Annotated in this window: 22 protein-coding genes; 8 read left to right on the forward strand and 14 right to left on the reverse strand. The window is 69.1% G+C overall.

Features of this window, described 5'->3' with window-relative positions:
- Positions 1-8: 8 nt before the first annotated feature.
- Positions 9-1,955: a DNA mismatch repair endonuclease MutL gene (mutL, locus tag V6S85_RS14400; protein WP_116569870.1), complete on the forward strand. Its 1,947-nt coding sequence runs from the start codon at positions 9-11 to the stop codon at positions 1,953-1,955.
- A gap of 99 nt (positions 1,956-2,054) precedes the next feature.
- Positions 2,055-2,456 carry a VOC family protein gene (locus tag V6S85_RS14405; RefSeq protein WP_116569871.1) on the forward strand — a complete coding sequence of 134 codons (402 nt, stop codon included), beginning with the start codon at positions 2,055-2,057 and terminating at the stop codon, positions 2,454-2,456.
- Positions 2,457-2,459: 3 nt separating this feature from the next.
- Here the strand turns inward: V6S85_RS14405 and V6S85_RS14410 are convergent, their stop codons facing one another.
- The 3 genes from V6S85_RS14410 to V6S85_RS14420 form a co-directional block, all read right to left on the reverse strand.
- Positions 2,460-3,656, reverse strand: coding sequence for a hypothetical protein (locus tag V6S85_RS14410; RefSeq protein WP_116569872.1), 1,197 nt, complete (start codon positions 3,654-3,656; stop codon positions 2,460-2,462).
- A gap of 83 nt (positions 3,657-3,739) precedes the next feature.
- Positions 3,740-5,008 carry a hypothetical protein gene (locus V6S85_RS14415; protein WP_334349335.1) on the reverse strand — a complete coding sequence of 423 codons (1,269 nt, stop codon included), beginning with the start codon at positions 5,006-5,008 and terminating at the stop codon, positions 3,740-3,742.
- A 157-nt stretch (positions 5,009-5,165) separates the two neighbouring features.
- A complete protein-coding gene (locus V6S85_RS14420) occupies positions 5,166-5,756 on the reverse strand; it encodes a GNAT family N-acetyltransferase (protein WP_116487892.1) in 591 nt (196 codons plus the stop codon).
- Positions 5,757-5,923: 167 nt separating this feature from the next.
- Between V6S85_RS14420 and V6S85_RS14425 the strand changes: the two genes are divergently transcribed.
- Complete coding sequence (locus V6S85_RS14425) at positions 5,924-7,228, forward strand: acyl-CoA dehydrogenase family protein (RefSeq protein ID WP_334349336.1); 1,305 nt, start codon at positions 5,924-5,926, stop codon at positions 7,226-7,228.
- A gap of 154 nt (positions 7,229-7,382) precedes the next feature.
- On the opposite strand, the gene V6S85_RS14430 is transcribed toward V6S85_RS14425, so the two are convergent.
- The 3 genes from V6S85_RS14430 to V6S85_RS14440 form a co-directional block, all read right to left on the reverse strand.
- On the reverse strand, positions 7,383-8,324 hold the full coding sequence (locus V6S85_RS14430) for a bifunctional riboflavin kinase/FAD synthetase (protein ID WP_116569915.1): 942 nt from the start codon (positions 8,322-8,324) through the stop codon (positions 7,383-7,385).
- 14 nt (positions 8,325-8,338) lie between these two features.
- Entirely contained in the window at positions 8,339-8,758 is a 420-nt protein-coding gene (locus tag V6S85_RS14435) for a MaoC family dehydratase (RefSeq protein WP_334349337.1), read from the reverse strand.
- Between the two features lie 62 nt (positions 8,759-8,820).
- Complete coding sequence (locus V6S85_RS14440) at positions 8,821-9,681, reverse strand: TIGR01459 family HAD-type hydrolase (protein ID WP_334349338.1); 861 nt, start codon at positions 9,679-9,681, stop codon at positions 8,821-8,823.
- Between the two features lie 291 nt (positions 9,682-9,972).
- On the opposite strand from V6S85_RS14440, the gene V6S85_RS14445 reads away from it, so the two are divergent.
- A complete protein-coding gene (locus tag V6S85_RS14445; protein ID WP_334349339.1) occupies positions 9,973-11,322 on the forward strand; it encodes a hypothetical protein in 1,350 nt (449 codons plus the stop codon).
- 65 nt (positions 11,323-11,387) lie between these two features.
- Here the strand turns inward: V6S85_RS14445 and V6S85_RS14450 are convergent, their stop codons facing one another.
- The 3 genes from V6S85_RS14450 to tipF all read right to left on the reverse strand — a co-directional run bounded on the left by V6S85_RS14450 (position 11,388) and on the right by tipF (position 14,195).
- Positions 11,388-12,074 carry a 2OG-Fe(II) oxygenase gene (locus tag V6S85_RS14450; protein ID WP_334349340.1) on the reverse strand — a complete coding sequence of 229 codons (687 nt, stop codon included), beginning with the start codon at positions 12,072-12,074 and terminating at the stop codon, positions 11,388-11,390.
- Positions 12,071-12,793 carry a methylated-DNA--[protein]-cysteine S-methyltransferase gene (locus tag V6S85_RS14455; RefSeq protein WP_334349341.1) on the reverse strand — a complete coding sequence of 241 codons (723 nt, stop codon included), beginning with the start codon at positions 12,791-12,793 and terminating at the stop codon, positions 12,071-12,073. Before V6S85_RS14455 ends, V6S85_RS14450 begins: the two co-directional genes overlap by 4 nt.
- Before the next feature lie 133 nt (positions 12,794-12,926).
- On the reverse strand, positions 12,927-14,195 hold the full coding sequence (tipF, locus tag V6S85_RS14460; protein WP_116569880.1) for a flagella assembly cyclic-di-GMP phosphodiesterase TipF: 1,269 nt from the start codon (positions 14,193-14,195) through the stop codon (positions 12,927-12,929).
- Positions 14,196-14,394: 199 nt separating this feature from the next.
- Here tipF and V6S85_RS14465 point away from each other — a divergent pair, with 199 nt between their 5' ends.
- From V6S85_RS14465 to V6S85_RS14480, 4 genes are read left to right on the forward strand one after another with little or no spacing between them, the layout of a single operon-like run.
- Entirely contained in the window at positions 14,395-14,706 is a 312-nt protein-coding gene (locus V6S85_RS14465; protein WP_116569881.1) for a FeoA family protein, read from the forward strand.
- Positions 14,703-16,586: a ferrous iron transport protein B gene (gene feoB, locus V6S85_RS14470; RefSeq protein WP_165829074.1), complete on the forward strand. Its 1,884-nt coding sequence runs from the start codon at positions 14,703-14,705 to the stop codon at positions 16,584-16,586. Before V6S85_RS14465 ends, feoB begins: the two co-directional genes overlap by 4 nt.
- Before the next feature lie 36 nt (positions 16,587-16,622).
- Positions 16,623-16,889, forward strand: a complete 267-nt coding sequence (locus V6S85_RS14475) for a hypothetical protein (protein WP_133244834.1) — start codon at positions 16,623-16,625, stop codon at positions 16,887-16,889.
- Positions 16,886-17,266 carry a type II toxin-antitoxin system VapC family toxin gene (locus V6S85_RS14480; RefSeq protein ID WP_334349342.1) on the forward strand — a complete coding sequence of 127 codons (381 nt, stop codon included), beginning with the start codon at positions 16,886-16,888 and terminating at the stop codon, positions 17,264-17,266. The genes V6S85_RS14475 and V6S85_RS14480 overlap by 4 nt, the downstream gene beginning before the upstream one ends.
- A gap of 8 nt (positions 17,267-17,274) precedes the next feature.
- Here V6S85_RS14480 and V6S85_RS14485 read toward each other — a convergent pair whose 3' ends face one another.
- From V6S85_RS14485 to pheS, 5 genes are all read right to left on the reverse strand, one after another.
- A complete protein-coding gene (locus V6S85_RS14485; protein ID WP_116569884.1) occupies positions 17,275-18,153 on the reverse strand; it encodes a 3-hydroxybutyryl-CoA dehydrogenase in 879 nt (292 codons plus the stop codon).
- Positions 18,154-18,325: 172 nt separating this feature from the next.
- A complete protein-coding gene (locus V6S85_RS14490) occupies positions 18,326-18,598 on the reverse strand; it encodes a GNAT family N-acetyltransferase (RefSeq protein WP_334349343.1) in 273 nt (90 codons plus the stop codon).
- 88 nt (positions 18,599-18,686) lie between these two features.
- Entirely contained in the window at positions 18,687-21,125 is a 2,439-nt protein-coding gene (gene pheT, locus V6S85_RS14495) for a phenylalanine--tRNA ligase subunit beta (protein ID WP_334349344.1), read from the reverse strand.
- The gene (locus V6S85_RS14500; protein WP_101718181.1) at positions 21,122-21,493 is read right to left on the reverse strand and encodes a hypothetical protein; all 372 of its coding nucleotides are present in this window, start codon (positions 21,491-21,493) and stop codon (positions 21,122-21,124) included. Before V6S85_RS14500 ends, pheT begins: the two co-directional genes overlap by 4 nt.
- Positions 21,493-22,566: a phenylalanine--tRNA ligase subunit alpha gene (gene pheS, locus V6S85_RS14505; protein ID WP_334349346.1), complete on the reverse strand. Its 1,074-nt coding sequence runs from the start codon at positions 22,564-22,566 to the stop codon at positions 21,493-21,495. Before pheS ends, V6S85_RS14500 begins: the two co-directional genes overlap by 1 nt.
- Positions 22,567-22,728: the final 162 nt, after the last annotated feature.

Below are 22,728 nucleotides of genomic sequence, written 5' to 3' on the forward strand. Positions count from 1 at the left end.
GAATTTCCATGCCGATCCGCCGCCTGCCGCCCGAGACCGTCAACCGCATCGCCGCCGGCGAAGTGGTCGAACGGCCCGCCAGCGCCATCAAGGAGCTGGTCGACAACGCCATCGACGCCGGGGCCACCCGCATCGAGGTCGAGGCCCATGGCGGCGGCCTGACCCGCATCATGGTCGCCGACGACGGCTGCGGCATGAGCGCCGAGGAGCTGCCGGTGGCCATCGAGCGCCACGCCACCTCCAAGCTGGCGCCCGACGACGAGGGCCTGTGGGACCTGCTGCGCATCCACACCATGGGCTTCCGCGGCGAGGCCCTGCCGTCGATCGGCTCGGTGGCGCGGTTGCAGATCAGCTCGCGCGCCAAGGGCCAGCGCGAGGCCTGGTCGATCCTGGTGGAGGGCGGCCGCGTCGACGAGGTCGCCCCGGCCGCCTTCGCCGGCGACCACGGCACGCGGATCGAGGTGCGCGACCTGTTCTACGCCACGCCAGCGCGCCTGAAGTTCATGAAGTCCGAGCGCGCCGAGGCCCTGGCGATCACCGAGGAGCTGAAGCGCCAGGCCATGGCCCACGAGTCGGTGGGCTTCTCGCTCGACATCGACGGCCGCCGCATCCTGCGCCTGCCGCCCGAGCATCCGGGGCCGCAAGGGCGCCTGGCGCGCCTGGCCGCCGTGCTGGGCCGCGACTTCCAGGACAACGCCCTGGAGATCGACCAGGTGCGCGACGGCGTGCGGCTGGCGGGCTTCGCGGGGCTTCCGACCTACAACCGCGGCAACGCCGCCCACCAGTACCTGTTCGTCAACGACCGGCCGGTGCGCGACCGCCTGCTGCAAGGCGCGCTGCGGGCGGCCTATGCCGACTTCCTGGCCCGTGACCGCCACCCCAGCGCCGCGCTCTATGTCACGCTGGACCCGACCGAGGTCGACATCAACGTGCACCCGGCCAAGGCCGAGGTGCGCTTCCGCGACCCGTCGCTGGTGCGGGGCCTGATCGTCGGCGCCCTGCGCCACGCCCTGGCCGGGGCCGGGCACCGCGCCTCGACCACCACGGCGGCCCAGGCGCTGGACAGCATCCGGCCGCAGAGCGTGTTCCCGGGATACCAGCCGGGCCCTTCCCCGGCCGGCTTCTCGGCCTGGCGCGAGGGCGGCTGGACGCCGCCGACCCAGCGGCCCCTATCCATGCAGGCAATGGACCTGCCGGGCCTGTCGGACGTCTCGGCCCGCCACGAGGCGCGGCCGGAAGAGGCCTACCAGACGCTCGGCGGCCTGGGTGTCGCCGAGGCCGTGCGCGAGGCGGCCTATGGCGGCTACGACGCGCCGCCGTCGATCGCCTATCCCGGCCCCGACCAGGCGCCGGCCCAACCGTTCGACCCGATCGATTTCCCGCTGGGCGCGGCCCGGGCGCAGGTGCACGAGACCTATATCGTCTCGCAGACCCGCGACGGGGTGGTGATCGTCGACCAGCACGCCGCCCACGAGCGCCTCGTCTACGAGCGCATGAAGCACGAGATGGAGGCCGGCGGCGTCGCCCGCCAGGCCCTGCTGCTGCCCGAGGTGGTCGAGCTGGATCCGGCGGAGGCCGAGCGGGTGGTGGCCCGCGCCGAGGAATTGTCGGCCCTGGGCCTGGTGCTGGAAGGCTTCGGCCCCGGCGCGGTGCTGGTGCGCGAGACGCCGGCCTTGCTGGGCAAGACCGACGCTGCGGGCCTGGTGCGCGACATCGCCGACGACCTGGCCGAAAACGGCCAGGCCCTGGCGCTGAAGGAGCGGCTGGAGGAGGTCTGCTCGACCATGGCCTGTCACGGCAGCGTCCGCGCCGGCCGCCGCCTGGCCGCCGCCGAGATGAACGCCCTGCTGCGCGAGATGGAGGCCACTCCTCACTCGGGCCAGTGCAACCACGGCCGCCCGACCTATGTGGAACTGAAGCTGTCGGACATCGAGAAGCTGTTCGGGCGGCGCTGAGGCGTCCTGCTGACAGGCCGCGGCGCGGCCTCCTGTAGCCAAGCGGAGCCGAACCGGCGTTCCGCCGGGGCGTTTTCCGTTCGGCTACAGGAGACACCCATGCAGATGCACCGCGGTCGCATGATCGACCATATCCAGCTGCGCACCCAGGACCTCGCGGCCATGAAGCGGTTCTACACCGCCGTGCTCGAGGTGATCGGCGTGCCCGTCGTGGACGGCGGGGCGTATTTCTACGCCGACGAGATGTGGGTCGACGTCGGAGAGCCCGCGACGCACATCCACCTGGCCTTCCAGGCCAGGGATCGCGAGGCGGTGCAGCGCTTCCACGAAGCGGGTCTGGCCGCCGGCGGCCGCGACAACGGCGGCCCGGGCGAGCGGGAATACCATCCCGGCTACTATGCCGCGTTCCTGCTGGACCCCGACGGCAACAATATCGAGGCGGTCTATCACGGCCCGCACGAGCGCTCGGCCGACAGCGTGGTGCTGACCTGGGAGGAATAGCCCTCAGGCCGCGTCGGCCGCCGTCCAGCCGTAGAGCGGCAGCTGGCCCTTGGCGTAAGGCGTGACGTTGACCGGCGCCTCCAGCAGGTCGGTGACCAGCGGACCGCTGACGAATGGGGCGCCCTGGTCGAGGGCGGCGAGCAGTTCACGCGGGCTGCGCAGGTCGCTGACGCCCTGCCAGACCTGGCGGCGGCGATAGGCCGGGGCGTCCTTCAGGAAGCGGCCGATGGCGGCGACGCGGCTGGCCTCGACCTCGCCCTCGGGGGTGAAGGTGACGCTGGCGGCCAGGCCCGGCGCCAGGTCGTCGACCTTGAAGGCCGGATCGCTGATGCGCAGGTCCACGCGGCTGAAATAGGGATCAAGGAACGCCTTCAGCTGTCCCAGCGCCACGAACGAGGGTGCGCGCGGCACGCCGTAGACGCCCGCCGCCAGCCGGCCGCGCAGGTCGCGGGGCAGGGTGCGCAGGCAGGCCTCGAGCTCGGCGCGCAGCGAGGGCTTGAGCGCCGCGGAGAAGCCGATCGGCAGGTAGGTGATCCCGGAGTTGGGGCCGATGGCGGCGATGGCCGCCTTGAGGATCGCCAGGTCGTGCTGCTGGCGCTGGCCGTCGACATAGATCTCGTAGGGGCGACCGGCGAGGCCCGCCTCGCGCCAGACCCCGACATTGCCGACGAACAGTTCGCGGCCGACATGATAGACGCCGCGCCAGGCCACGCGGGCCGGCGGCGGGCGCGGGCACAGGCGCGCCAGCGCCTCCATGGTCGGCACGCCGGTGATCGGTCCGCCGAAGGGCATGACCGAGCGCACGTCGCGCGGGGTGATGCGGCAGACGCGCCCGGCCAGCGAGGCGTCCTCCTCGCCGGCCAGCAGCAGGGACAGCTGGCGAGGCGGCAGGCCAGCGAAGCGCATGACCTCGTGCTGGTCGCCCTCGAACATCAGCATGACGATCTCGCCGTCGTCGTCGTCGCCGAACAGCTTGTGTTGCAGCGCCCGGGCCAGGGCCTGAAGCTCGCGCGCATCCAGGCGGGTGGCGCGGGGGTCGGCCAGCACGAACGAGAACGGCGCGACCAGGCCGTGACGGCGCGGGGCCAGCCACGCGCGCTTCAGATAGTCGCCGGCGACCTTGGCGATCAGGGCGGAGTTACGCTCGGTCTCGACGGGGTCTTCGCCGACGAAGACTTTCAGGCAGGCGATGGCGGTCATGCCGCTCAGGTTGCGCGATGGTGGTTACCACGCGTTATGGGTCGGCTGCGACCCAGCGTCGCGAACGCTGGTTTTCGAGCCTGTCAGGCGGCTTGGAGAGGCAGGGCGTCGGCCGGATTGGCGCCCAGGGCCGGCGGCTTGTCGAGCAGGGCGCTGACGGCCAGGCCGGTGACGTAGCCGAGGCCCGCGGCGCGGCAGGCGTCCAGTTCCTTGGCGTTGCGTACGCCCAGCACGCCTTGATGCACGCCCTTGGCGCGATAGACCGACTGGCGCGAGGCGAAGAGGGCGATGGCCTTGATCCGCTCGGCGTCGGGCTCGTCGCGGAGCTCCAAGGTGATGCTGGAGGCGATGTCGCCAGGCAGGGTGTTCACCGGGAAGTTCGGGTCGGAGATGCAGAGGTCGATATAGGCGAACGAGCCGTGCAGGAAGGCGCGGATCTGCTGTAGCAGGCCCATCGAGGGCTCGCGCGGGGTGTCGTAGACGGTGGCCCCCAGGCGCGGCTGCAGGTCCAGCGGATAGCGCGACAGGCGGCGCTTGTAGGCCTCCTGCGAGGCCGGCGTCGTCAGGTTCCAGAAGCTGAGCGGCAGGAACAGGGCGCCTTCGCCGGTCTTGACCGTCGGGAAGCCGAACTGGGCGTCGTTGAGGCCGGTGAGGTCGCGGGCCAGCAACTCGCCGTCCTCTTCCGGGCGCGGGGCTGCCAGGTCGGCCTTGTGGCCCAGCACCGCGCCGACGACGCTTTCGGTGGGCAGGTGATAGATCGCGCGCCAGCCGGTGGTCAGCGGCGCGGCCGGCTTGGGCGGTTGTGCGGCGGCGACCGGGCGGACCGGGGCGACGGCGGGCTTGGCGGGCGCCGGCTTGGCCTTGGGCGGCGCTTCGATCGGCGCGGCGGTCGCGGCCGGCTTGGCCTGCGGCGCGGTCGCGGCTTCCGGCGGGGCGCTGGGGACGGCGCGAATCTCTTCGGCGGTGATCACCTGCACGTGGCCCGGAGCGCCGGAATAGCCGCGGCCGGCCATCAGGCCCGCCAGTTCGCCCTGCGACAGGCTGGCGAACTGCAGCACGGCGTTCTCGTCGCCCTCGAAGGTCATCAGGCAGACCTGGCCGCTCTTGCGGCCTGGGAACAGCGAGGTCTCCAGCTCGATCGCCAGCGCCTGCATTTCCTCGGGATCGAGCTTTTCGGCCTTGGTGTCGGCCAGCACGAAGGCCAGGGGCGCAACGACGCCGTAGCGGCGCGGGTGCTTCCAGCGGTGCTTGAGATAGAGGTCGGCGGCCGCCTCCACATGGGCGGGGGGAACGCTGGCGCCCGCCGTCTCCGCGGCGGTGAGCAGGATACGCAGGCAGGCAATGGCCGTCATGGCCGGTAATTTGACCGCCAATGCTTGGCGAAATCCTTACGAGAGAAGGATAACGGCGGTTTTTTATGTATTGCTCAGGTATAGGTGCGGCAGGGTGTCGCAATCGCTTTCGCCTATGGCGCTCGCGACACCCCGGTTTTCCCGGTCGCCGCGAGCTTTAAACGAAGTCTTCGCTGAGGCGGAACTCCAGGCGCTGCTTGACGCCCGGCCAGTCGAAATCGGTGATCGAGAACACGGCCGTGTCGCGCACGTGGCCGGTCCAGGTGATCTTGTGGCTGCGCAGCACGCCTTCCTTGCTGGCGCCCAGCTTCTCGACCGCGGCCTGGCTGCGGGCGTTGCGCACGTCGATCATGAACTCGACCCGGATGACGCCGGCGTCGAAGGCGTGGCCCAGAAGCAGGCGCTTGGATTCGGGGTTCACCGGACCCGAGCGGGCGTCGGGGTGCAGGAAGGTCGAGCCGATCTCCAGGCCTTTGTGCAGGCGGCGGATGTTGAGGTAGCTCGACGTGCCGACGATCTTGCCGTCCGACTTGCGGCGGATCGCGAAGCCGACCCGCTCGCCGCGGTCGCTCTCGCCCAGCAGCGCGCCCCACCAGTCCTCGAAGCCTTCGCCGCAGCCGTTGACCGACATGATCTCCCAGCTGGAGGGATCGCAGTCGATGGCGCCGCGCAGCTCGTCGCGCAGGTCGGGGGTGATCGGTTCCAGCCGGACGTAGCGGCCTTCGAGGGGCTTGATGGTCAGGTTCATGGCGCGAGTTTTCCGACAGGAGCGGGCGGCTGGCAAGCCGTCTGGCGAGCATCCGGGCGCAAGACGACGCGAACGTTCAAACCGGCCGCAACGCCCGCTTGCCGCGCCCGTCAACTCGATGCTACACATGCTTCAAACAAGTGTTTGAACCAGGGATCGGGAACGCCATGGACTTCGACATCTCTCCCCGCCAGCGGGAATTCCTCGACCGGGTGAACGGCTTCATCGAGACGCACGTGCGTCCGGCGGTCCCTGCCTATGAAGCCGAGATGGACGTTCCCGCCGACCAGCGCTGGAAGGTCGTCCAGGTGCTGGAGGAGCTGAAGCAGAAGGCCAAGGCCGAAGGGTTGTGGAACTTCTTCATGCCGCCCCATAGCGGCCAGACGCATGTCGACGACACGTTCCAGTTCGAGGGCGTGCAGCTGACCAACCTCGAATACAGCCTGATCGCCGAACAGCTGGGCAAGATCGGCTTCGCGTCGGAGGTCTTCAACTGCTCGGCGCCCGACACCGGCAACATGGAAGTGCTGATGCGCTATGGCACGCTGGCGCAGAAGGAGCGCTGGCTGCGGCCGCTGATGAACGGGCAGATCCGCTCTGCCTTCCTGATGACCGAGCCGGCGGTGGCCAGCTCCGACGCCACCAACATCGAGACCCGCATCGAGCGCGACGGCGACGACTACGTCATCAACGGCCGCAAGTGGTGGTCCTCGGGCGTGGGCGATCCGCGCTGCAAGGTCGCCATCGTCATGGGCAAGACCGATCCGACCGCCTCCACTCACCAGCAGCAGAGCCAGGTGCTGGTCCCGCTCGACGCTCCGGGCATCGAGGTGGTGCGCATGCTGCCGGTGTTCGGCTACGACGACGCCCCGCACGGCCATGCCGAGGTGATCCTCAAGGACGTGCGCGTGCCCGTCGAGGACGGCCTGATCCTGGGCGAGGGCCGTGGCTTCGAGATCGCGCAGGGCCGCCTTGGTCCTGGCCGCATCCACCACTGCATGCGCACCATCGGCGCGGCGGAAGTGGCGCTGGAGAAGATGGTCAAGCGCCTGATGACCCGGAAGGCCTTCGGCAAGTACATCTCCGAGCACTCGGTGTGGGAGCAGCGCATCGCCGAGGCCCGCATCGACATCGAGATGTGCCGCCTGCTGTGCCTGAAAGCCGCCGACATGATGGACAAGGCCGGCAACAAGGCCGCCCGGCTCGAGATCGCGATGATCAAGGTCGCCGCGCCGCGTATCGCGCTCAAGGTGATCGACGACGCCATCCAGGCCCACGGCGGCGGCGGCGTCACCACCGACTACGGCCTGGCCAAGCTCTATGCCGGCATCCGCACCCTGCGCCTGGCCGACGGCCCCGACGAGGTGCACTGCCGCACCATCGCCCGGATGGAATACGCCAAGTACGGGGATCTGGCCTACGCCCAGAAGGCCGAGCGCGAGGCGGCCCTGCACGTGCCGGGGATCAGATAACCCTTCTCCCTGGAGGGAGAAGGTGGCCTGCGAAGCAGGTCGGATGAGGGGTTAGGGACTGAGGACGGCGTGCCGGCGCGACGGTTGGCGCCGTCACCCCTCACCCTCCCACGCCTGCGGCGCGGGCCCCTCCCTCTCCCCTCCGGGAGAGGGTCTAGAAAGTCGGCGCCACGATCGCGCGGGCCTGGGTCTCGTCGCAGCGGATCTGGTCGATCATCAGCTCGATGCTGTCGAACTTCAGTTCGGGGCGCAGGAAGGCGATCAGCTGGGTTTCGATGACCTGGCCGTAGAGGTCTTCGTCGAAGTCGAACAGCCAGGTCTCAAGCCGCGTCTCGACCTCGCCCGTGGTCGGGTTGTTGCCAAGGTTGGCGACGCCCGGGATCACGCGACCGTCGGGCAGGCGGGTGCGGGTGGCGTAGACGCCGAGTTTCGGCACCACGTAGTCGACGATCTCGACATTGGCGGTGGGGAAACCCAGCTGGCGGCCCAGCTGCTGGCCGCGACGCACCACGCCCTCGATGGCGAAGGGGCGGCCCAGGATGCGGGCGGCTTCCTCGGGATGACCGGCGCGCAGCGCTTCGCGCACGCCGGTGGACGAGAACTTCTCGCCGTCGCGGTTGGCGACCGGCTCGGCCACCGAGACCGAGAAGCCCAGTTCCTCGCCATAAGCCTTCATCGCCTGCGGGCTGCCGGTGCGGCCCTTGCCGAACGAGATGTCGAAGCCGACGGCCACGTGCCTGATCCCCAGGCCCTGGTGCAGGACCCGTTCGGCGAAGGCGCGGTCGTCCAGCGTGGCCATCTCGAAGTCGAACGGCAGCAGGTAGAGGAAATCTACCCCTAGGTCGCTCAGCAGGCGGGCCTGCTGCTCGATGGTCATCAGCCGGAAGGCCGGCTCGGTGGGGCGGAATAGCCGGCGGGGGTGCGGGTCGAAGGTGACCACGCCCAGCGGGACCTTCAGTTCGCGCGCGGCCCTGGCGGCTTCGGCGATCACCTGCTGGTGGCCGCGATGGACGCCGTCGAAATTGCCCAGCGCCACGGCCGCGCCCTTCTCCTCGGGGGAGACGTCCTTCCAGCCGTGGACGATCTTCAGGCGCACGCGCGAATCCATGCTCAGGCGCCTTTCTTCGGAACCAGGACCACGGCCTCGCCGTCGACCACGGCCTTCTTGCCGACGATGCAGGTGGTCGACAGGGTCACGCGGCCCTTGGCCTCGTCGATGGCGGTGACCGCGACCTTGACCACCACGGTGTCGCCGATGCGCACCGGCCGCTTGAAGTTCAGCGACTGCGACAGATAGACCGCGCCGGGGCCGGGCAGGGTGGTGCCCAGCGCCGCCGAGATATAGCCGGCCGACAGCATGCCGTGGGCGATGCGCTCGCCGAAGCTGGTCTTGGCGGCGTAGTCGGCGTCGAGGTGGACGGGATTGGTGTCGCCTGTCACGTCGGCGAAGGCCTGGATGTCGGCTTCGCCGACGGTGCGGCTGAACTCGGCCGCCTGGCCGACGCTCAAGTTCTCGAGAAAGAGACCCATGCGATCCCCGATCCTGCGTTCTTATTGATCTTGGACAGGCTTTGTAGCCGTTCGATCCGTCTTCACCAGACCAGATCGGCGATGGCGTGCGTGGCGCCGACGCTTTCGGCCGCCAGCAGCTTGGCCACGGCTTCCGGAGCCAGCAGGCCGTCGGGGCCCAGGGCCTTGTCGCCGTGGATGCCCTTGGCGACGAACAGGCAGGCCAGCTTCTGGTTTTCGGCGCCCAGCACGTCTGTGATGATCCCGTCGCCGATGCACAGCACGCGCGAGCGGTCCACCGGGCCGCCCTTCAGGCGCTCGGCTTCGGCGAGGGCGAGGTCGTAGATCGCCGCGAACGGCTTGCCGGCCATCACCACCTTGCCGCCCAGCTCCTCATAGAGGTCGGCCAGGGCGCCGGCGCAGAAGATCAGCTTGTCGCCCCGCTGCACCACGCGGTCGGGATTGGCGCAGATGAACAGCAGGCCCCGGTCGGCGGCCACCTTCAGGCGGTCGCGATAGTCCTCGGGGGTTTCGGTCTCGTCGTCGTAGAGGCCCGAGCACAGGATGAAGTCGGCGTCGTCGCAGCCGGCGAGCGTCAGGTCGAGGCCCGCCCACAGCGGCGCGTCCCGCTCGGGGCCGATCTTCCAGACCTTCTCGCCCGCGCGCGGCGTCAGCAGCGAGCGGGTGGCGTCGCCGCTGGTGACAAAGGCGCTCCAGGCCTTGCGCTGAACCTTCAGGCCGTCCAGCTGGGAAAGCACGTCCTGCGACGGGCGCGGGGCGTTGGAGATCAGCACCACCTGCCCGTGGTCCCTGTTGAACCGCTCCAGCGCCTCGCAGGCCTCGGGGAAGTTGCGAACCCCGTTGTGGATGACGCCCCAGACGTCGCAGAGCACCACGTCGTAGCGGTCGGTCAGGGCGGAAAGGCCGGCGGGAAAGTCGATCATGGGCAGGGCGGGTACCGGGCGAAAGCAGGAGCGTCAATGGCGGCGGAGAGGCCGTTGAACCGGGCCGCCGCGCCCGTTCATATGGTGGCGCTGAAGCGGCTTATCAACAGGATGAGCCGGTGTGCTCAATGTCGACTTCTCGGCTACGTGCATATGCTTGTAACGGCGTTATATTCTTTCTCATTTCTTAGTAATTTCGAGCTTAACCGTACGATAATACATACGCACTACTTCCTTGCGGCAGGGGCGGCGGAAGAATTCCGAGCCTGATTGTGTAAGTGAGTTTGTATAGTGCGTAGCGTTTCCAAGAAGTCGGTTCTGTTCTGTTCGGCTGTTGTTGTTTCTTTCTTCGCGGCTCAAGGCGCCTTTGCTCAAACGACGCTCGGCAGCGGCGCCACGGCCAGCGGCAGCTTCTCCACCGCCATCGGCGATACGTCCCAGGCGACCGGCACCCATGCCACCGCCCTCGGTGAAGCCTCCAACGCCAGCAACACCAACACCGTGGCCATCGGCACGCACACGACCGCTTCGGGCAACAACTCCACCGCCATCGGCGCCAACGCGTCGGCCACCACCAACAACAGCGTGGCCATCGGTTACGGCTCGGTCGCCAACGAAGCCAACACCGTCTCGGTCGGCTCGGCCGGTTCCAGCCGCCGCATCACCAACGTGACCGCCGGCGCCAACCCGACGGACGCCGCCAACGTCGGCCAGATGCAGGACGGCGACGCCATCACCCTGATCAACGCCAAGGCCTACACGGACACCGCCGTGTCGTCGGTTGTCGGCACGGCCAACACCTACGCCGACACCGCCGTCGCCGGCGCCGTGACCTCGGCCAACAGCTATACCGACGCCAAGGCGACCCAGGCCCTCGGCCAGTCGACCGTCTACACCGACGCCGTGGCTTCGCAGACGCTCACCTCGGCCAATGCCTACGCCGACACGGCCGCCGCCGGCGCCCTGGCCTCGGCCAACAGCTACACCGACACCGTCGCGTCCCAGACGCTGACCTCGGCCAACGCCTATGCCGATACGGCTGCGGCCGGCGCCGTTACCTCGGCCAATAGCTACACCGACACCAAGTCGGCCCAGACCCTGGCCTCGGCCAACAGCTATGCCGACACCGTCGGCGTGCAGGCCGTGGCGACCGCCAACACCTACACCGACGCCAAGTCGGTCCAGACCCTGGCCTCGGCCAACGCCCATGCCGACGCCGTCGGCGTCCAGGCCGTGACGACCGCCAACGCCTATACCGATACGCGTTCGGCCCAGACCCTGACCGCCGCCAACAGCTACACCGACACCAAGTCGGCCCAGACCCTGGCTTCGGCCAACGCCTACACCGACTGGCGCGTGGACACCTTCACCAGCCAGTTCGACAACCGTCTGAAGAACGTCTCGGCGCGCCTCGACGGCGTCGGCGCGATGAGCTCGGCGATGGCGATGATGGCGGGCAACAGCGCCGGCGCGAACGCGGGCCTGACCAACCGCCTGGCGCTGGCCGTCGGCGGCTATCGCGGCCAGGCGGCGATCGCGGCGGGCTATACCCACAGCAGCCGCGCGGCCAGCTTCAACGTCGGCTTCTCGGCCACCGGCCGCGACGTGATGAGCGGCGGCAGCTTCGGCTTCGCCTGGTAAGCGTCGAGCAGTCCGACCGAATGATCGACGGCCCCGGAGGCGACTCCGGGGCCGTTCTTTCGTGTTCAGGTCGCGTCGTGGAAGATGACGCCCAACGTCCGTCGGGTTCCGCTCCGCACTTCGCTGACGCCATGACGCAGGATGCGGCGATGGACGCCCCGCGATCCTTCGGCCGGACGCTCGCGCACGGCGAAGATCACGCCCTCGCCCTGGGCCAGCGGCACGACCTGGGCAGCCGACTGCTGGCGGGGCCGCTGCTCGACGATGACGAACTCGCCGCCTTCGAAGTCGCGGCCCGGCTGGTCGAGCAGGAAGGCGGCCTGCAGCGGAAACACGTGCTCGCCGTAGAGGTCCTGGTGCAGGCAGTTGTAGTCGCCGGGGCCGTAGGTCAGCAGCAGCGGCGTGGGTCGCGCCTGGCCGGCCGCGTGGCAGCGCTCCAGCATGCCGTCCAGCGTCTCCGGAAAGCGCCTGTCCTCGCCCAGCCGCGCCATCCAGGCGTTGGCGATGGCGGCCAGCGGCGGATAGAGGCCCGTCCGAAGCCTCTGCACGATCTCGGGCAGGGGATAGGCGAAATACTTGTACTCTCCGCGCCCGAAACCGTGGCGGGCCATGACCACCCGACTGCGGAACGGCGCGTCCTCGGGGTAGAGGCCGGCGACCCTGGCGCAGGTCTCCCGCGTCAGGACCGGGCCGGTCAGGGCCCAGCCCCGGGCGTCGAGCTCGGCGGCGATACGGGTCCAGTCCAGGTTCAAGCCGCGCGCTCCCGCTCCAGCAGAGCCTTCTTGCGCTCCACGCCCCAGCGATAGCCGGAAAGGCCGCCGTCCGAGCGCACCACGCGATGGCAGGGCGTCAGCACGGCCAGCGGGTTGGCGCCGCAGGCCTGGGCCACGGCGCGCACGGCTTCGGGTCGGCCGATGGCGCGGGCGACCTGGGCGTAGGAGGCGGTGGTTCCGGCTGGGATGTCGCGCAGCGCCTTCCAGACGGCGCGCTGCAACGCGGTGCCGCGCTCGTCGAGCGCGAGGCCCGCGCCGCCGCCGCTTTGGATCGCCGCCGTCAGGGCGGCCAGGGCCGGAGCGGCGCCGTCGTCATCCTCGACCAGCCGGGCGCGGGGAAAACGGGCGGCCAGGTCCTCGGCCATCGCCGCGCGGTCATCGCCGAAGATCAGCAGGGCAAGGCCCGCCTCGGAACTCGCGGCCAGGGCCAGGCCCAGCGGCGTGTCGCCGAAGCCGTAAGCCAGGGTCTCGATCGGCTCGTCGGGGCGGCAGCGCAGGCAGGGGCGCAGGCCCGCGGCGCGGGCGGCCTCCCGGGTCTCGTGGAAGGCGACGTTCCGGCGCAGGGGGCGACCCGCGCAGCTGGGGCGGCAATAGACGCCGGTGGTGCGCACGCCGCAGAAGAAGGCGCCGTCGGCGGCGCGGTCGCGGCGCTCGATGGCGGCCCAGCGGTCGTCGTCGGTTTGATAGGCGGTGGTCATGTCGGGCTCCTTTCGGATCTGCCGACAGGATCGCGCCGTCGCCCGCTCGCGTCATTCCGATGCTTGCGGTGAAACGAAAACCGCCGCCGGCGCTAAGCCCCGGCGGCGGTCGAGATCTTGGAGCCGCGAAGGCCTACCAGTTGGCGGCGCGGCGGCGCAGCGGGGCCTGGACGAAGTCGGCCGGCGGATCGGTCTCGGCCAGGACGGCGTCGCGGATGGCCCGGGGCTCGCCGAACAGGTGGCCCTGGCCGTAGCCGATGTCGAGATCGAGGATCTCGGCGATCTGGCGCTCGGCCTCGACCTTCTCGGCGATCACCTCGACGCCGTAGCGGCGCATCAGGGCGGCGAAGTCGGCGGCGTTGAGGTCGGGCAGCGAGCTTAGCACCAGCTTGCCGTCCTGCTCTTCCAGCTGGTCGAGGATCAGCTGGGCGCCGACCTTGACGTACTTGACGTCGGCGCGGGCCAGATCCTGGAAGTCGAGATCCAGGTCCACGACCTTGTCGAGGCTGAACTGGAAGCCCAGGCTGGCGAGGCGGGCCATGTGGCGGGCCTCGACCGGGCCGCGCTGGTTGAAGGCGGTCTGGCCCAGTTCGAAGATCAGCGAGCCGGCCAGGTCCTTGTTGCCCTGCAGGAACTCGAGGAACTGCGGGAAGAAGGTCTCGTCGGCCAGGCTGGCCAGCGAGATGTTGCAGAAGATGCCGACCTTGCGGTCCTGCTTGGCCAGGCGGCGCACGATCTGCACGCAGCGGAACAGCAGGAGGTTGTCGACGGCCGTCATCAGGCCCTCGGGCTCGGCCACGGCCAGGTATTCGGCCGGCATCATCACGCGGCCGGTCTCGTCGCGCAGGCGCGAGAAGCTTTCGTAGAAGACGGTGCGGCGCTGGGGCAGGCTGACGACCGGTTGCAGGTAGAGGTCGACGCGGTTCTCGGCCAGGGCGTCCTGCACGGCTTCCAGCACGGCGTTGACCGGAGCGGCGGCGCCGCGGCCGCGGGCGTCGTGGCGGGCGGCCGCGACCTGGTGGGTCAGCTGGCTTTCCAGGCGCTCGCTCATGCGCTGCATCAGGTCTTCGAGCTGGTGGACCTCGCTGGTCAGTTCGGCCGAGCGCTTCTCGGCGTCCTCGGCGACGCTTTCCACGAGGCTGGTCATGCGTGCGTCGATCTTCTCGATCTGCTCGACCAGGATGCCGTGGGCCTCGCGCACCGTCTCGATGTCCAGCTTCAGCTGGGCGTTGTCGAACATGCCGCCGATGATGCCGTGGAACGCGAAGCACAGGCCCAGCGACCCGATGAAGGCCGACAGGCCGACAGCCGGGGTCGCCCCCATGCGCCACAGCAGCAGGGAGACGATAAGAGCCAGGCAAAGATAGGCGCCGGTCAGCAGAGCCAGCTTGAGCCTTCGCATTTCGGGTCCCTACGAATCGCTTGCAAAAATTAATGCAACCGGAGCGGCCTTGAGTCGAATAGATTAACGCTGCTGGGCCATTACGCCGCGCCATGCCTGTTAGTTTTTTCCGCGACCGGCGTTCGAAGGGGGCATCTTTCATCGACAGTGGCGGTTGGGGCTGATAATCGTTCGCAACTTTTCGCCGCGAGGCCCAAGAATGTCCGACGCCGTCCTCACCGCCGATGACGCCCTTGCTTCCGACGCGCCGACCCGCGCCTTGAGCACGGCCTCGCGCGGCGAGACCGGCGTCATCGTCGCCGTGCGCGGCGACACCGGCGCGCCCGAGGCCGTGGCGTCCGACGAGCTGGAGCGCCGCCTGCTGGAGATGGGCTTCGTCGAGGGCGCGCGCATCGAGATCCTGCAGGAAGGCCTTTTCGGCCGCGACCCCATCGCCGTGCGGGTGGATGACACCCGCGTGGCCCTGCGCCGCCGCGAGGCGCGCGCCGTGACCGTTCAGTTCGACGGATAGACGCTTTGACCGACACCGCTATCCGGCCCGCGCGCATCGCGCTGGTCGGCAATCCGAATTCCGGCAAGACCGCGCTGTTCAACGCCCTGACCGGGGCCCGCCAGAAGGTGGCCAACTACGCCGGCGTCACCGTCGAGCGCAAGGAGGGCCAGCTGGTCACGCCGGGCGGCCGGACGATCCGCGTCCTCGACCTGCCGGGCACCTATTCCCTGCGCGCCCGCAGCCCGGACGAAGTGGTCACCCGCGACGCCGTGCTCGGTCGCCTGTCGGGCGAGACCGCGCCCGACGTGCTGGTCTGCGTGGCCGACGCCACCAACCTGCGCCTGGTGCTGCGCCTGGTGCTGGAGCTGAAGCAGGTGGGCCGCCCGTTCGTGCTGGCCCTCAACATGTTCGACATCGCCCAGCGCCAGGGCCTGCGCATCGACCTGGAGCGGCTGTCGCGCGAGATCGGCGCGCCGATCGTCACCACGGTGGCGACCCGCAAGCGCGGCCTGGACGAGCTGCTGACCCAGGTCGACACCCTGACGCTGACCCACTCCAACGCCGGCGACAACACCTGGCGCGAGCCGAGCGCGGCCGAGATCCGCGCCGCCCACGGCGAGGCCCAGCGCATCTATCGCGACTGCGTGCGCCCGCCCGAGCGTCCCGACACCCTGACGGGCAAGATCGACGCGGTGCTGCTGCACCCGGTGGCCGGCCTGCTGATCCTGGCCGCCCTGATGTTCACCGTGTTCCAGTCGGTGTTCGCCTGGGCGACGGTGCCGGCCGACGCCATCGACGCCGGCTTCGCGGCCCTGGCGGGGCTGGTCTCCGAGCACCTGCCCGAGGGCCTCCTGGCCAGCTTCATCGCCGACGGCCTGATCGCCGGCGTGGGCAGCGTGCTGGTGTTCCTGCCGCAGATCCTGGTGCTGTTCTTCTTCATCCTGATCCTGGAAGACAGCGGCTACATGACCCGCGCGGCCTTCCTGCTGGACAAGCTGATGGGCGTGGCGGGCCTGCACGGACGGGCGTTCATCCCGCTGCTTTCGAGCTTCGCCTGCGCTATCCCGGGGATCATGTCGACGCGGGTGATCGACAACAAGCGCGACCGCCTGACCACGATCCTGATCGCGCCGCTGATGACGTGCTCGGCGCGCCTGCCGGTTTACACCCTGATCATCGGCGCCTTCGTGCCGCGCGAGAAGGTCGGGGGGATCTTCAACCTGCAAGGCCTGGTGATGTTTGGCCTGTTCGCGACCGGCATCGTCTTCGCCCTGCTGGTCTCGGCCATCATCCGCCGCATCTTCTGGCGCGGCGCGGCCGAGCCGCTGATGATGGAGCTGCCGACCTACCGCTGGCCCGAGCCGCGCAACGTGGCGCTGAACCTCTGGACCCGCGCCAAGATCTTCATGAACCGCGCCGGCCGCATCATCCTGCCGCTGATGGTGCTGGTGTGGGTGCTGTCGACCTTCCCCTATCCGCCGGAAGGCGCCACGGGGCCGGCCATCGACTACAGCATCGCCGGGCGGCTGGGTAAGTTCATCGCGCCGGTCATGGAGCCCATCGGCTTCAACTGGCAGATGACCGTGGCCCTGATCCCGGGCATGGCCGCCCGCGAAGTGGCCGTGGCGGTGCTGGGCACGGTCTACGCCGTCGGCGGCGACGCCGATTCCCACGACGCGCTGAGCACCCTGCTGTCGCAGCAATGGTCGCTGGCCACCGCCCTGGCCTTCCTGGCCTGGTACGTGTTCGCGCCGCAGTGCCTGCCCACCCTGGGCGTGGTCAAGCGCGAGACCAACAGCTGGATCTGGCCGACCGTGATGTTCTTCTACATGGTCGGCCTAGCCTATCTGGCGGCCTTCGTCGTCTACCACACGGCCGTGGCGCTCGGAGCGGGCTGAGTCGTCGAAGGGGCGAGGCCGTGTTAGGCTTCGCCCATGACGATCCGGATCGATATCCGAAGTGAAGTGCCGCTGGCCGAACTCGTCGCCCATGTGAAGGCGGGGGAGGAGGTTCTGCTGACGCAGGACGGCCAAGACGTGGTGGCGCTAAATCTCGCCAAAACAGAACCGCAAGCACAAGGACGGCGCATTCCCGGCCTGTATGCGCATCTAGGCAAGCTCGAAGATCCCTATCTTTTTCTGCGGCCTGATCCTGAACTGGAAGAGGCCGCCGACGGGCCGATCTATCCAACTGAAAAATGAAGCTGCTGATCGATACCCACGTACTGATCTGGTGGTGGACCGATGTGGGTCGTCTCTCGCCAGGGGCGCATGCCCTCCTTAGCGACACTAACATAAAGGTCTACGTAAGCGCCGTCAGCGCCTACGAGATCGAATTCAAACGGCCGCGTGATCTGCTATTGCAGAGATTGCCCGCCGATCTCCTGGCGGCGGCGACAGAGGCCGGGTTCTTGTGGCGGGACATCAAGCCAGCGGATGCCGTCGTCGCCGGAAGATTGCCCACACACCATCGCGATCCTTGGGATCGGCTGATCGTCGCTCAGGCGATCAACGACATAGCGCCGATCCTTAGTATCGATCGCGCCCTGGCCGCCTACGACGTTCCGATCCTCTGGTAACCCGACGCCTAGCGCGTCGGGACCGGGACCTCGCCCCGGTAGTCATAGAAACCGCGGCCGGTCTTTTTGCCGAGCCACCCGGCCTCGACATACTTCACCAGCAACGGGCAGGGGCGATACTTGCTGTCGGCGAGGCCTTCGTAGAGCACGTTCATGATGCTCAGCACGGTGTCCAGGCCGATGAAGTCGCCCAATTCCAGCGGGCCCATCGGATGGTTGGCGCCCAGCTTCATGGCGGTGTCGATGGCGTCGACCGTGCCGACGCCCTCGTACAGCGTGTAGATCGCCTCGTTGATCATCGGCACCAGCACGCGGTTGACGATGAAGGCGGGGAAGTCCTCGGCGTTGCTGGTGATCTTGCCCAGCGACTTGGCGAAGGCCACGGCCGTCTCGTAGGTCGGCACGTCGGTGGCGATGCCGCGGATGATCTCGACGAGCTTCATCAGCGGCACGGGGTTCATGAAGTGCAGGCCGATGAACCGCTCGGGCCGGTCGGTGGTCGAGGCCAGGCGCGTGATCGAGATCGACGAGGTGTTGGAGGCCAGCAGCGTGTCGGGCTTCAGGTGCGGCTGCAGGCTGCGGAAGATGGCCTTCTTGACCTCTTCGTTCTCGGTGGCCGCCTCGATGGCCAGGTCCGTCTGGCCGATGGCCTCGACGTTCTCGGCGACGGAGATGCGCGCCAGGGCGGCGTCGGCCGCGGCCTGGTCGATGATGTTGCGGCTGACCTGGCGGGCGAGGTTCTTGCCGATCAGCGCGATGCCGGCGTCGATGCGCTCGCGCGAGACGTCGTGCAGGCGGACGTCATAGCCGCCCAGCGCGCAGACATGGGCGATGCCCGAACCCATCTGGCCGGCGCCGATCACGCCGACCGTCTTGATATCAACCATGAAAATCCAAGCCTTCGCTCACGGCCGCGCAGGCTCCCGGCAGGGCGCGCTGGACCGTCACGAAAGTTCTAGCACGAGTAGCCGCACGCTCGACAAGGCTTTGCTGCGTTGCAAACGTTCACGAGGCGCCAGTTTGGACGGCGATCCGAAACTATCCGCCTGGCGAGGCCGCTCAGGCGATCAGTTCGGGATCGTTCCGCCGCAGCCAGGCCGCTGCGTAGGAGCACAGCGGCGTGATCCGCATGCCCTCAGCCCGGGCCACCTCGGCGACCTTGGTCATCAGGCGGCTGGCGGCGCCCGTGCCGCGCAGGGCGGGATCGGCCTCCACGTGCGGGATGACCAGGCGATGGCCGCTGCGCTGGTAGTCGGCGAAGGCGATCAGGCCGTCGACCTCCAGCTCGTAGCGGCTCTTGGCGGGGTTGTGACTGAAGAGATCGTCGCTCATGGGGCCTGAAACGCGAAAGGGGCGAAGGTGGATGCAGCGCAGCATCACCTTCGCCCCTCACATGGCGTTCAAGCTTGCAGGTTCAAGCTCAAGCCCGAAGCTTGCCGCCCGCCTTCTCGACCGCGGCGACGACCTTGGCCGACAGGGCCTCGATCTCGGCGTCGGTCAGGGTGGCGTCGCGCGGCTGGACCAGCACCTCGATCGCCACCGACTTGGAGCCTTCCGGCACGCCGGGGCCCTCGTAGACGTCGAAGACGCGGGCCGAGGCGATCAGGGCCTTGTCGGCGCCGGCCGCGGCCTTGACCAGGTCGCCGGCCGCCTTGGCCTTGTCGGCGACGAAGGCGAAGTCGCGGGTCAGCGGCATCAGGGCCGACGGCGTGAACGCCGCCTTGGTCTTGACGGCCTTCTTCTTCGGTTCGGGGATCGCCTCCAGGACGATCTCGAAGCCGTAGACGGGGCCGGCCACGTCCAGCGCCTTCAGCACCGCCGGGTGCAACTCGCCGAACTCGGCGACCACGGCCTTGGGGCCCAGCTGCAGGCGGGCCGAGCGGCCGGGGTGCCACCAGGACGAAGCCGAGCCCTGCGCGGTCTGCAGCGAGGCGACCGGCGCGCCGATCTCCTCCAGCAGGTTCAGCAGGTCGGCCTTGATCGTGAACACGTCCTCGGCCGGGCGCTTGTCCCAGGCGCGCGGCGGGCGCGGGGCCAGGATGCCGGCCACCACCGTGCGCTGGTCCTTGGGACCATCGCCCAGAAACACCGGGCCGACCTCGAACAGGGCGACGTCGGCGAAGCCGTGGCGGGCGTTGCGGCCGGCCGCCTCGATCAGGTTGGGCAGCACCGAGGGGCGCATGCAGTCCAGTTCCGAGGCGATCGGATTGGCCAGCACCAGCTGGGCGGCGCCGCCGCCGAACAGCTGGGCGGTGGCGCGGCTGGTGAAGCTCCAGGTCACGGCCTCGGCGTAGCCGGCGGCGGCCAGGGCGCGACGGGCGGTGCGGGCGCGGGCCTGACGGGCGGTCAGGATCCCGCCGACAGCGCGCGGAACTTCCGGCAGGGGCGTGGAGGGCAGGGCGCCGAAGCCGGCGATGCGGGCCACTTCTTCCACCAGATCGGCCTTGCCGTGCACGTCGCGACGGAAGGTCGGCGGCGTCACGCAGACCACGCTTTCGGCATGGGTGGCGAACTCGGCGACCGGCACGTCCTTGGGCGGCTCGATCTTGAAGCCCAGGGCCTGCAGGATCGACAGGCTCTTTTCCGGCGCGATGTCCAGACCCGACAGGCCCTGCACATAGGCCGGGTCGAACAGGATCGGACCCGGCGCGGCCGGAGCCTGACCGGCGACCACGACTTCCGAGGCCTCGCCGCCGCACAGCTCCAGGATCAGCTTGGTGGCCAGCTCGAGGCCCGGAACGACCGAGCCGGTGTCGACCGTGCGGGCGAAGCGGTACTGGGCGTCGCTGTTGATGCCGGTGTCGCGGCCGGTCTGGGCGATGCGGATCGGCTCGAACCAGGCGCTCTCGACGAAGACGTCGACGGTGGCTTCCGAGCAGCCGGTGCTCTCGCCGCCCATGACGCCGCCCAGGCCGATCGGACGTTCCCCGGAGGCGTCGGCGATGACGCTCATGGCCGGGGTCAGTTCGTAGGTCTTGCCGTCCAGCGCGATCAGGTGCTCGTCGCCGTGGACGCCGTGATGGCCAAGGCGCGCCACGATATTGGTCCCCGACAGCAGGGCCGCGTCATAGACGTGCAGCGGCCGGGCGCGGTCGTAGGAGACGTAGTTGGTGATGTCGACCAGGGCCGACTTCGGATTGATGCCGATGGCCTTCAGGCGGTCCTGCAGCCACTTGGGCGAGGGGCCGTTTTTGACGCCCTTGATCAGCCGGCCGGAGAACACCGGACAGGCCTCGCCGTCCACCGCGACCGTGATCGGGCAGGGGAAGGTCCCCGGAACCGGGGCGATCGACAGGTCCTTCAGCTTGCCCAGGCCCGCGGCGGCCAGGTCGCGGGCGATGCCGGCGACGCCCAGCCAGTCGGGGCGGTTGGGGGTGACTTCGAAGTCGATGACGGCTTCCAGGCCCAACGCCACGGCGGCGGGCGTGCCGACCGCGAGGTCGCTGGACAGCTCGAGAATGCCTTCCGAACCGTCGTCGGCTTCCAGTTCCGAACCCGAGCACAGCATGCCGTTGGAGACGACGCCGCGGACCGGCTTCTCGACCAGGGTGACGCCCAGGCCCGGCACATAGGCGCCGATCGGGGCGTAGATGGTGGTCAGGCCGACGCGGGCGTTGGGCGCGCCGCAGACGATTTCCTTGCGGCCGTCGATGGTGTCGACCTGGCAGACGCGGAGGCGGTCGGCGTTCGGGTGCTGAACGGCCTCGACGATCTTGGCGACGCTGAAGGCGGCCAGCTTGGCGGCCGGGTCGGTGACGTGCTCGACCTCGAGGCCGGCCATGGTCATGGCGGCGACTACCTCGGCGGCGGTCGCTTGGGTGTCGAGGTGATCCTTGAGCCAGGAAAGGGTGAACTTCATTGCGTGGTTTCCAACGCCAGGATCTGCTGCAGGAAGGTCTCGGGGCCGGTGAAGCCGACCGCGAAGAACTGGCAGCCGATGAAGGCGCAATCCTTGAAGGGTAGGGCGCCGATGACTTTCTCACCGGCCGGGCGCAGCACGAGGTTGGCGATGTCTCCGCCGTGGAAGCCAAAGTTGGTCGAGTCGAAGGTCACGCCTTCGAGCGCCAGCATCACCACCGGCCCGTGCAGGCGGCAGTTCTTGAAGGTGCGGCCGCTGACCATGTTCACGCCGCCCTGAAGCTGGGCGCGGAACAGGTCGATCAGCGAGATCTCCAGGTTCTCGAAGACCTTGGCCGAACCGTCGATGGTCGGACGCGGGGCGTTCATCACGACAGCCCCGAGGCCGGGTTCGGCGCGGCGAAGCCCGAGAAGCCGTAGTGGGCCAGCCAGCGGCTGTCCGAGGCGAACATGTCGCGCAGGTCCGGCATGCCGTACTTCAGCATCCCCAGGCGATCGACGCCCATGCCGAAGGCGAAGCCCTGGTACTCGTCCGGATCGATGCCGCAGGCGCGCAGCACGTTCGGGTGGACCATGCCGCAGCCCAGGATCTCGAGCCAGCTCGTGCCCTGGCCGATCTTGATCTCGCCCCCCGAGCGGTCGCACTGAACGTCCATCTCGGCCGACGGCTCGGTGAACGGGAAGTGGTGCGGGCGGAACTGGGTCGTCACCGCGTCGGTCTCGAAGAAGCGGGCGATGAAGGTCTCCAGGGTCCACTTCAGGTGGCCCATGTGGATGCCCTTGTCGATCACCAGGCCCTCGACTTGGTGGAACATCGGCGTGTGGGTGGCGTCGCTGTCGCAGCGATAGGTGCGGCCCGGCGCGATGATGCGGATCGGCGGCTTCTGCGAAACCATGGTGCGCACCTGCACGGGGCTGGTGTGCGTGCGCAGCAGCATGCGTTCACCGGTCTCCTTCGGTTCGAAGAAGAAGGTGTCGTGCATCTCACGGGCCGGGTGCTTCTCGGGGAAGTTCAGGGCCGTGAAGTTGTGGAAGTCGTCCTCGATGTCGGGGCCTTCGGCGACGGCGAAGCCCATGTCGGCGAAGATCGAGACCATCTCGTCCATGACCTGCATGGTCGGGTGGACGGATCCCTTGCGGCGGTAGGGGCCGGGCAGGGTGAGGTCGAGGGTCTCGCGGGCGAGGCGCGCGTCGAGTTCGGCGGCTTCGAGCGCGGCCTTCTTCTCGATGATGGCCGACTGCACGCGATCGCGCAGGGCGTTGATCGCCGCGCCGCGTTCCTTGCGCTCGTCGGGGCTCATCGCGCCCAGGGTCTTGAGCAGGCCCGAGATCGAGCCGGTCTTGCCGACGGCGGCCACGCGGACGGCGTCGAGCGCTGAAAGGTCGGCCGCGCCGGCCACCTGGGCCAGGACGTCGGATTCGAGGGTGTTGAGATCGGTCATGACGGGCATCCGTCTAGAGGATTTGCGGCCGGGGGGCGACCCCCTCAGTCGCCTTAGGCGACAGCTCCCCCAGAGGGGGAACATCTTGGTGGCGCGGACCCCGATCCTCCCCCGCTGGGGAAGGTGGCCCGAAGGGCCCGAGGGGGCCGCCGACAGGCGGAC

The organism is Caulobacter sp. CCNWLW153 (genome assembly GCF_036889365.1).
Taxonomy (GTDB): Bacteria; Pseudomonadota; Alphaproteobacteria; order Caulobacterales; family Caulobacteraceae; genus Caulobacter; species Caulobacter radicis.

Excerpts from the sequence above, each read along its gene's own strand:
- mutL (WP_116569870.1), top strand. The coding sequence starts at position 9 with ATGCCGATCCGCCGCCTGCCGCCCGAGACCGTCAACCGCATCGCCGCC.
- V6S85_RS14405 (WP_116569871.1), top strand. The coding sequence starts at position 2,055 with ATGCAGATGCACCGCGGTCGCATGATCGACCATATCCAGCTGCGCACC.
- V6S85_RS14410 (WP_116569872.1), bottom strand. The coding sequence starts at position 3,656 with ATGACCGCCATCGCCTGCCTGAAAGTCTTCGTCGGCGAAGACCCCGTC.
- V6S85_RS14415 (WP_334349335.1), bottom strand. The coding sequence starts at position 5,008 with ATGACGGCCATTGCCTGCCTGCGTATCCTGCTCACCGCCGCGGAGACG.
- V6S85_RS14420 (WP_116487892.1), bottom strand. The coding sequence starts at position 5,756 with ATGAACCTGACCATCAAGCCCCTCGAAGGCCGCTACGTCCGGCTGGAA.
- V6S85_RS14425 (WP_334349336.1), top strand. The coding sequence starts at position 5,924 with ATGGACTTCGACATCTCTCCCCGCCAGCGGGAATTCCTCGACCGGGTG.
- V6S85_RS14435 (WP_334349337.1), bottom strand. The coding sequence starts at position 8,758 with ATGGGTCTCTTTCTCGAGAACTTGAGCGTCGGCCAGGCGGCCGAGTTC.
- V6S85_RS14440 (WP_334349338.1), bottom strand. The coding sequence starts at position 9,681 with ATGATCGACTTTCCCGCCGGCCTTTCCGCCCTGACCGACCGCTACGAC.
- V6S85_RS14455 (WP_334349341.1), bottom strand. The coding sequence starts at position 12,793 with ATGACCACCGCCTATCAAACCGACGACGACCGCTGGGCCGCCATCGAG.
- tipF (WP_116569880.1), bottom strand. The coding sequence starts at position 14,195 with ATGCGAAGGCTCAAGCTGGCTCTGCTGACCGGCGCCTATCTTTGCCTG.
- V6S85_RS14465 (WP_116569881.1), top strand. The coding sequence starts at position 14,395 with ATGTCCGACGCCGTCCTCACCGCCGATGACGCCCTTGCTTCCGACGCG.
- V6S85_RS14475 (WP_133244834.1), top strand. The coding sequence starts at position 16,623 with ATGACGATCCGGATCGATATCCGAAGTGAAGTGCCGCTGGCCGAACTC.
- V6S85_RS14480 (WP_334349342.1), top strand. The coding sequence starts at position 16,886 with ATGAAGCTGCTGATCGATACCCACGTACTGATCTGGTGGTGGACCGAT.
- V6S85_RS14485 (WP_116569884.1), bottom strand. The coding sequence starts at position 18,153 with ATGGTTGATATCAAGACGGTCGGCGTGATCGGCGCCGGCCAGATGGGT.
- V6S85_RS14490 (WP_334349343.1), bottom strand. The coding sequence starts at position 18,598 with ATGAGCGACGATCTCTTCAGTCACAACCCCGCCAAGAGCCGCTACGAG.
- pheT (WP_334349344.1), bottom strand. The coding sequence starts at position 21,125 with ATGAAGTTCACCCTTTCCTGGCTCAAGGATCACCTCGACACCCAAGCG.
- V6S85_RS14500 (WP_101718181.1), bottom strand. The coding sequence starts at position 21,493 with ATGAACGCCCCGCGTCCGACCATCGACGGTTCGGCCAAGGTCTTCGAG.
- pheS (WP_334349346.1), bottom strand. The coding sequence starts at position 22,566 with ATGACCGATCTCAACACCCTCGAATCCGACGTCCTGGCCCAGGTGGCC.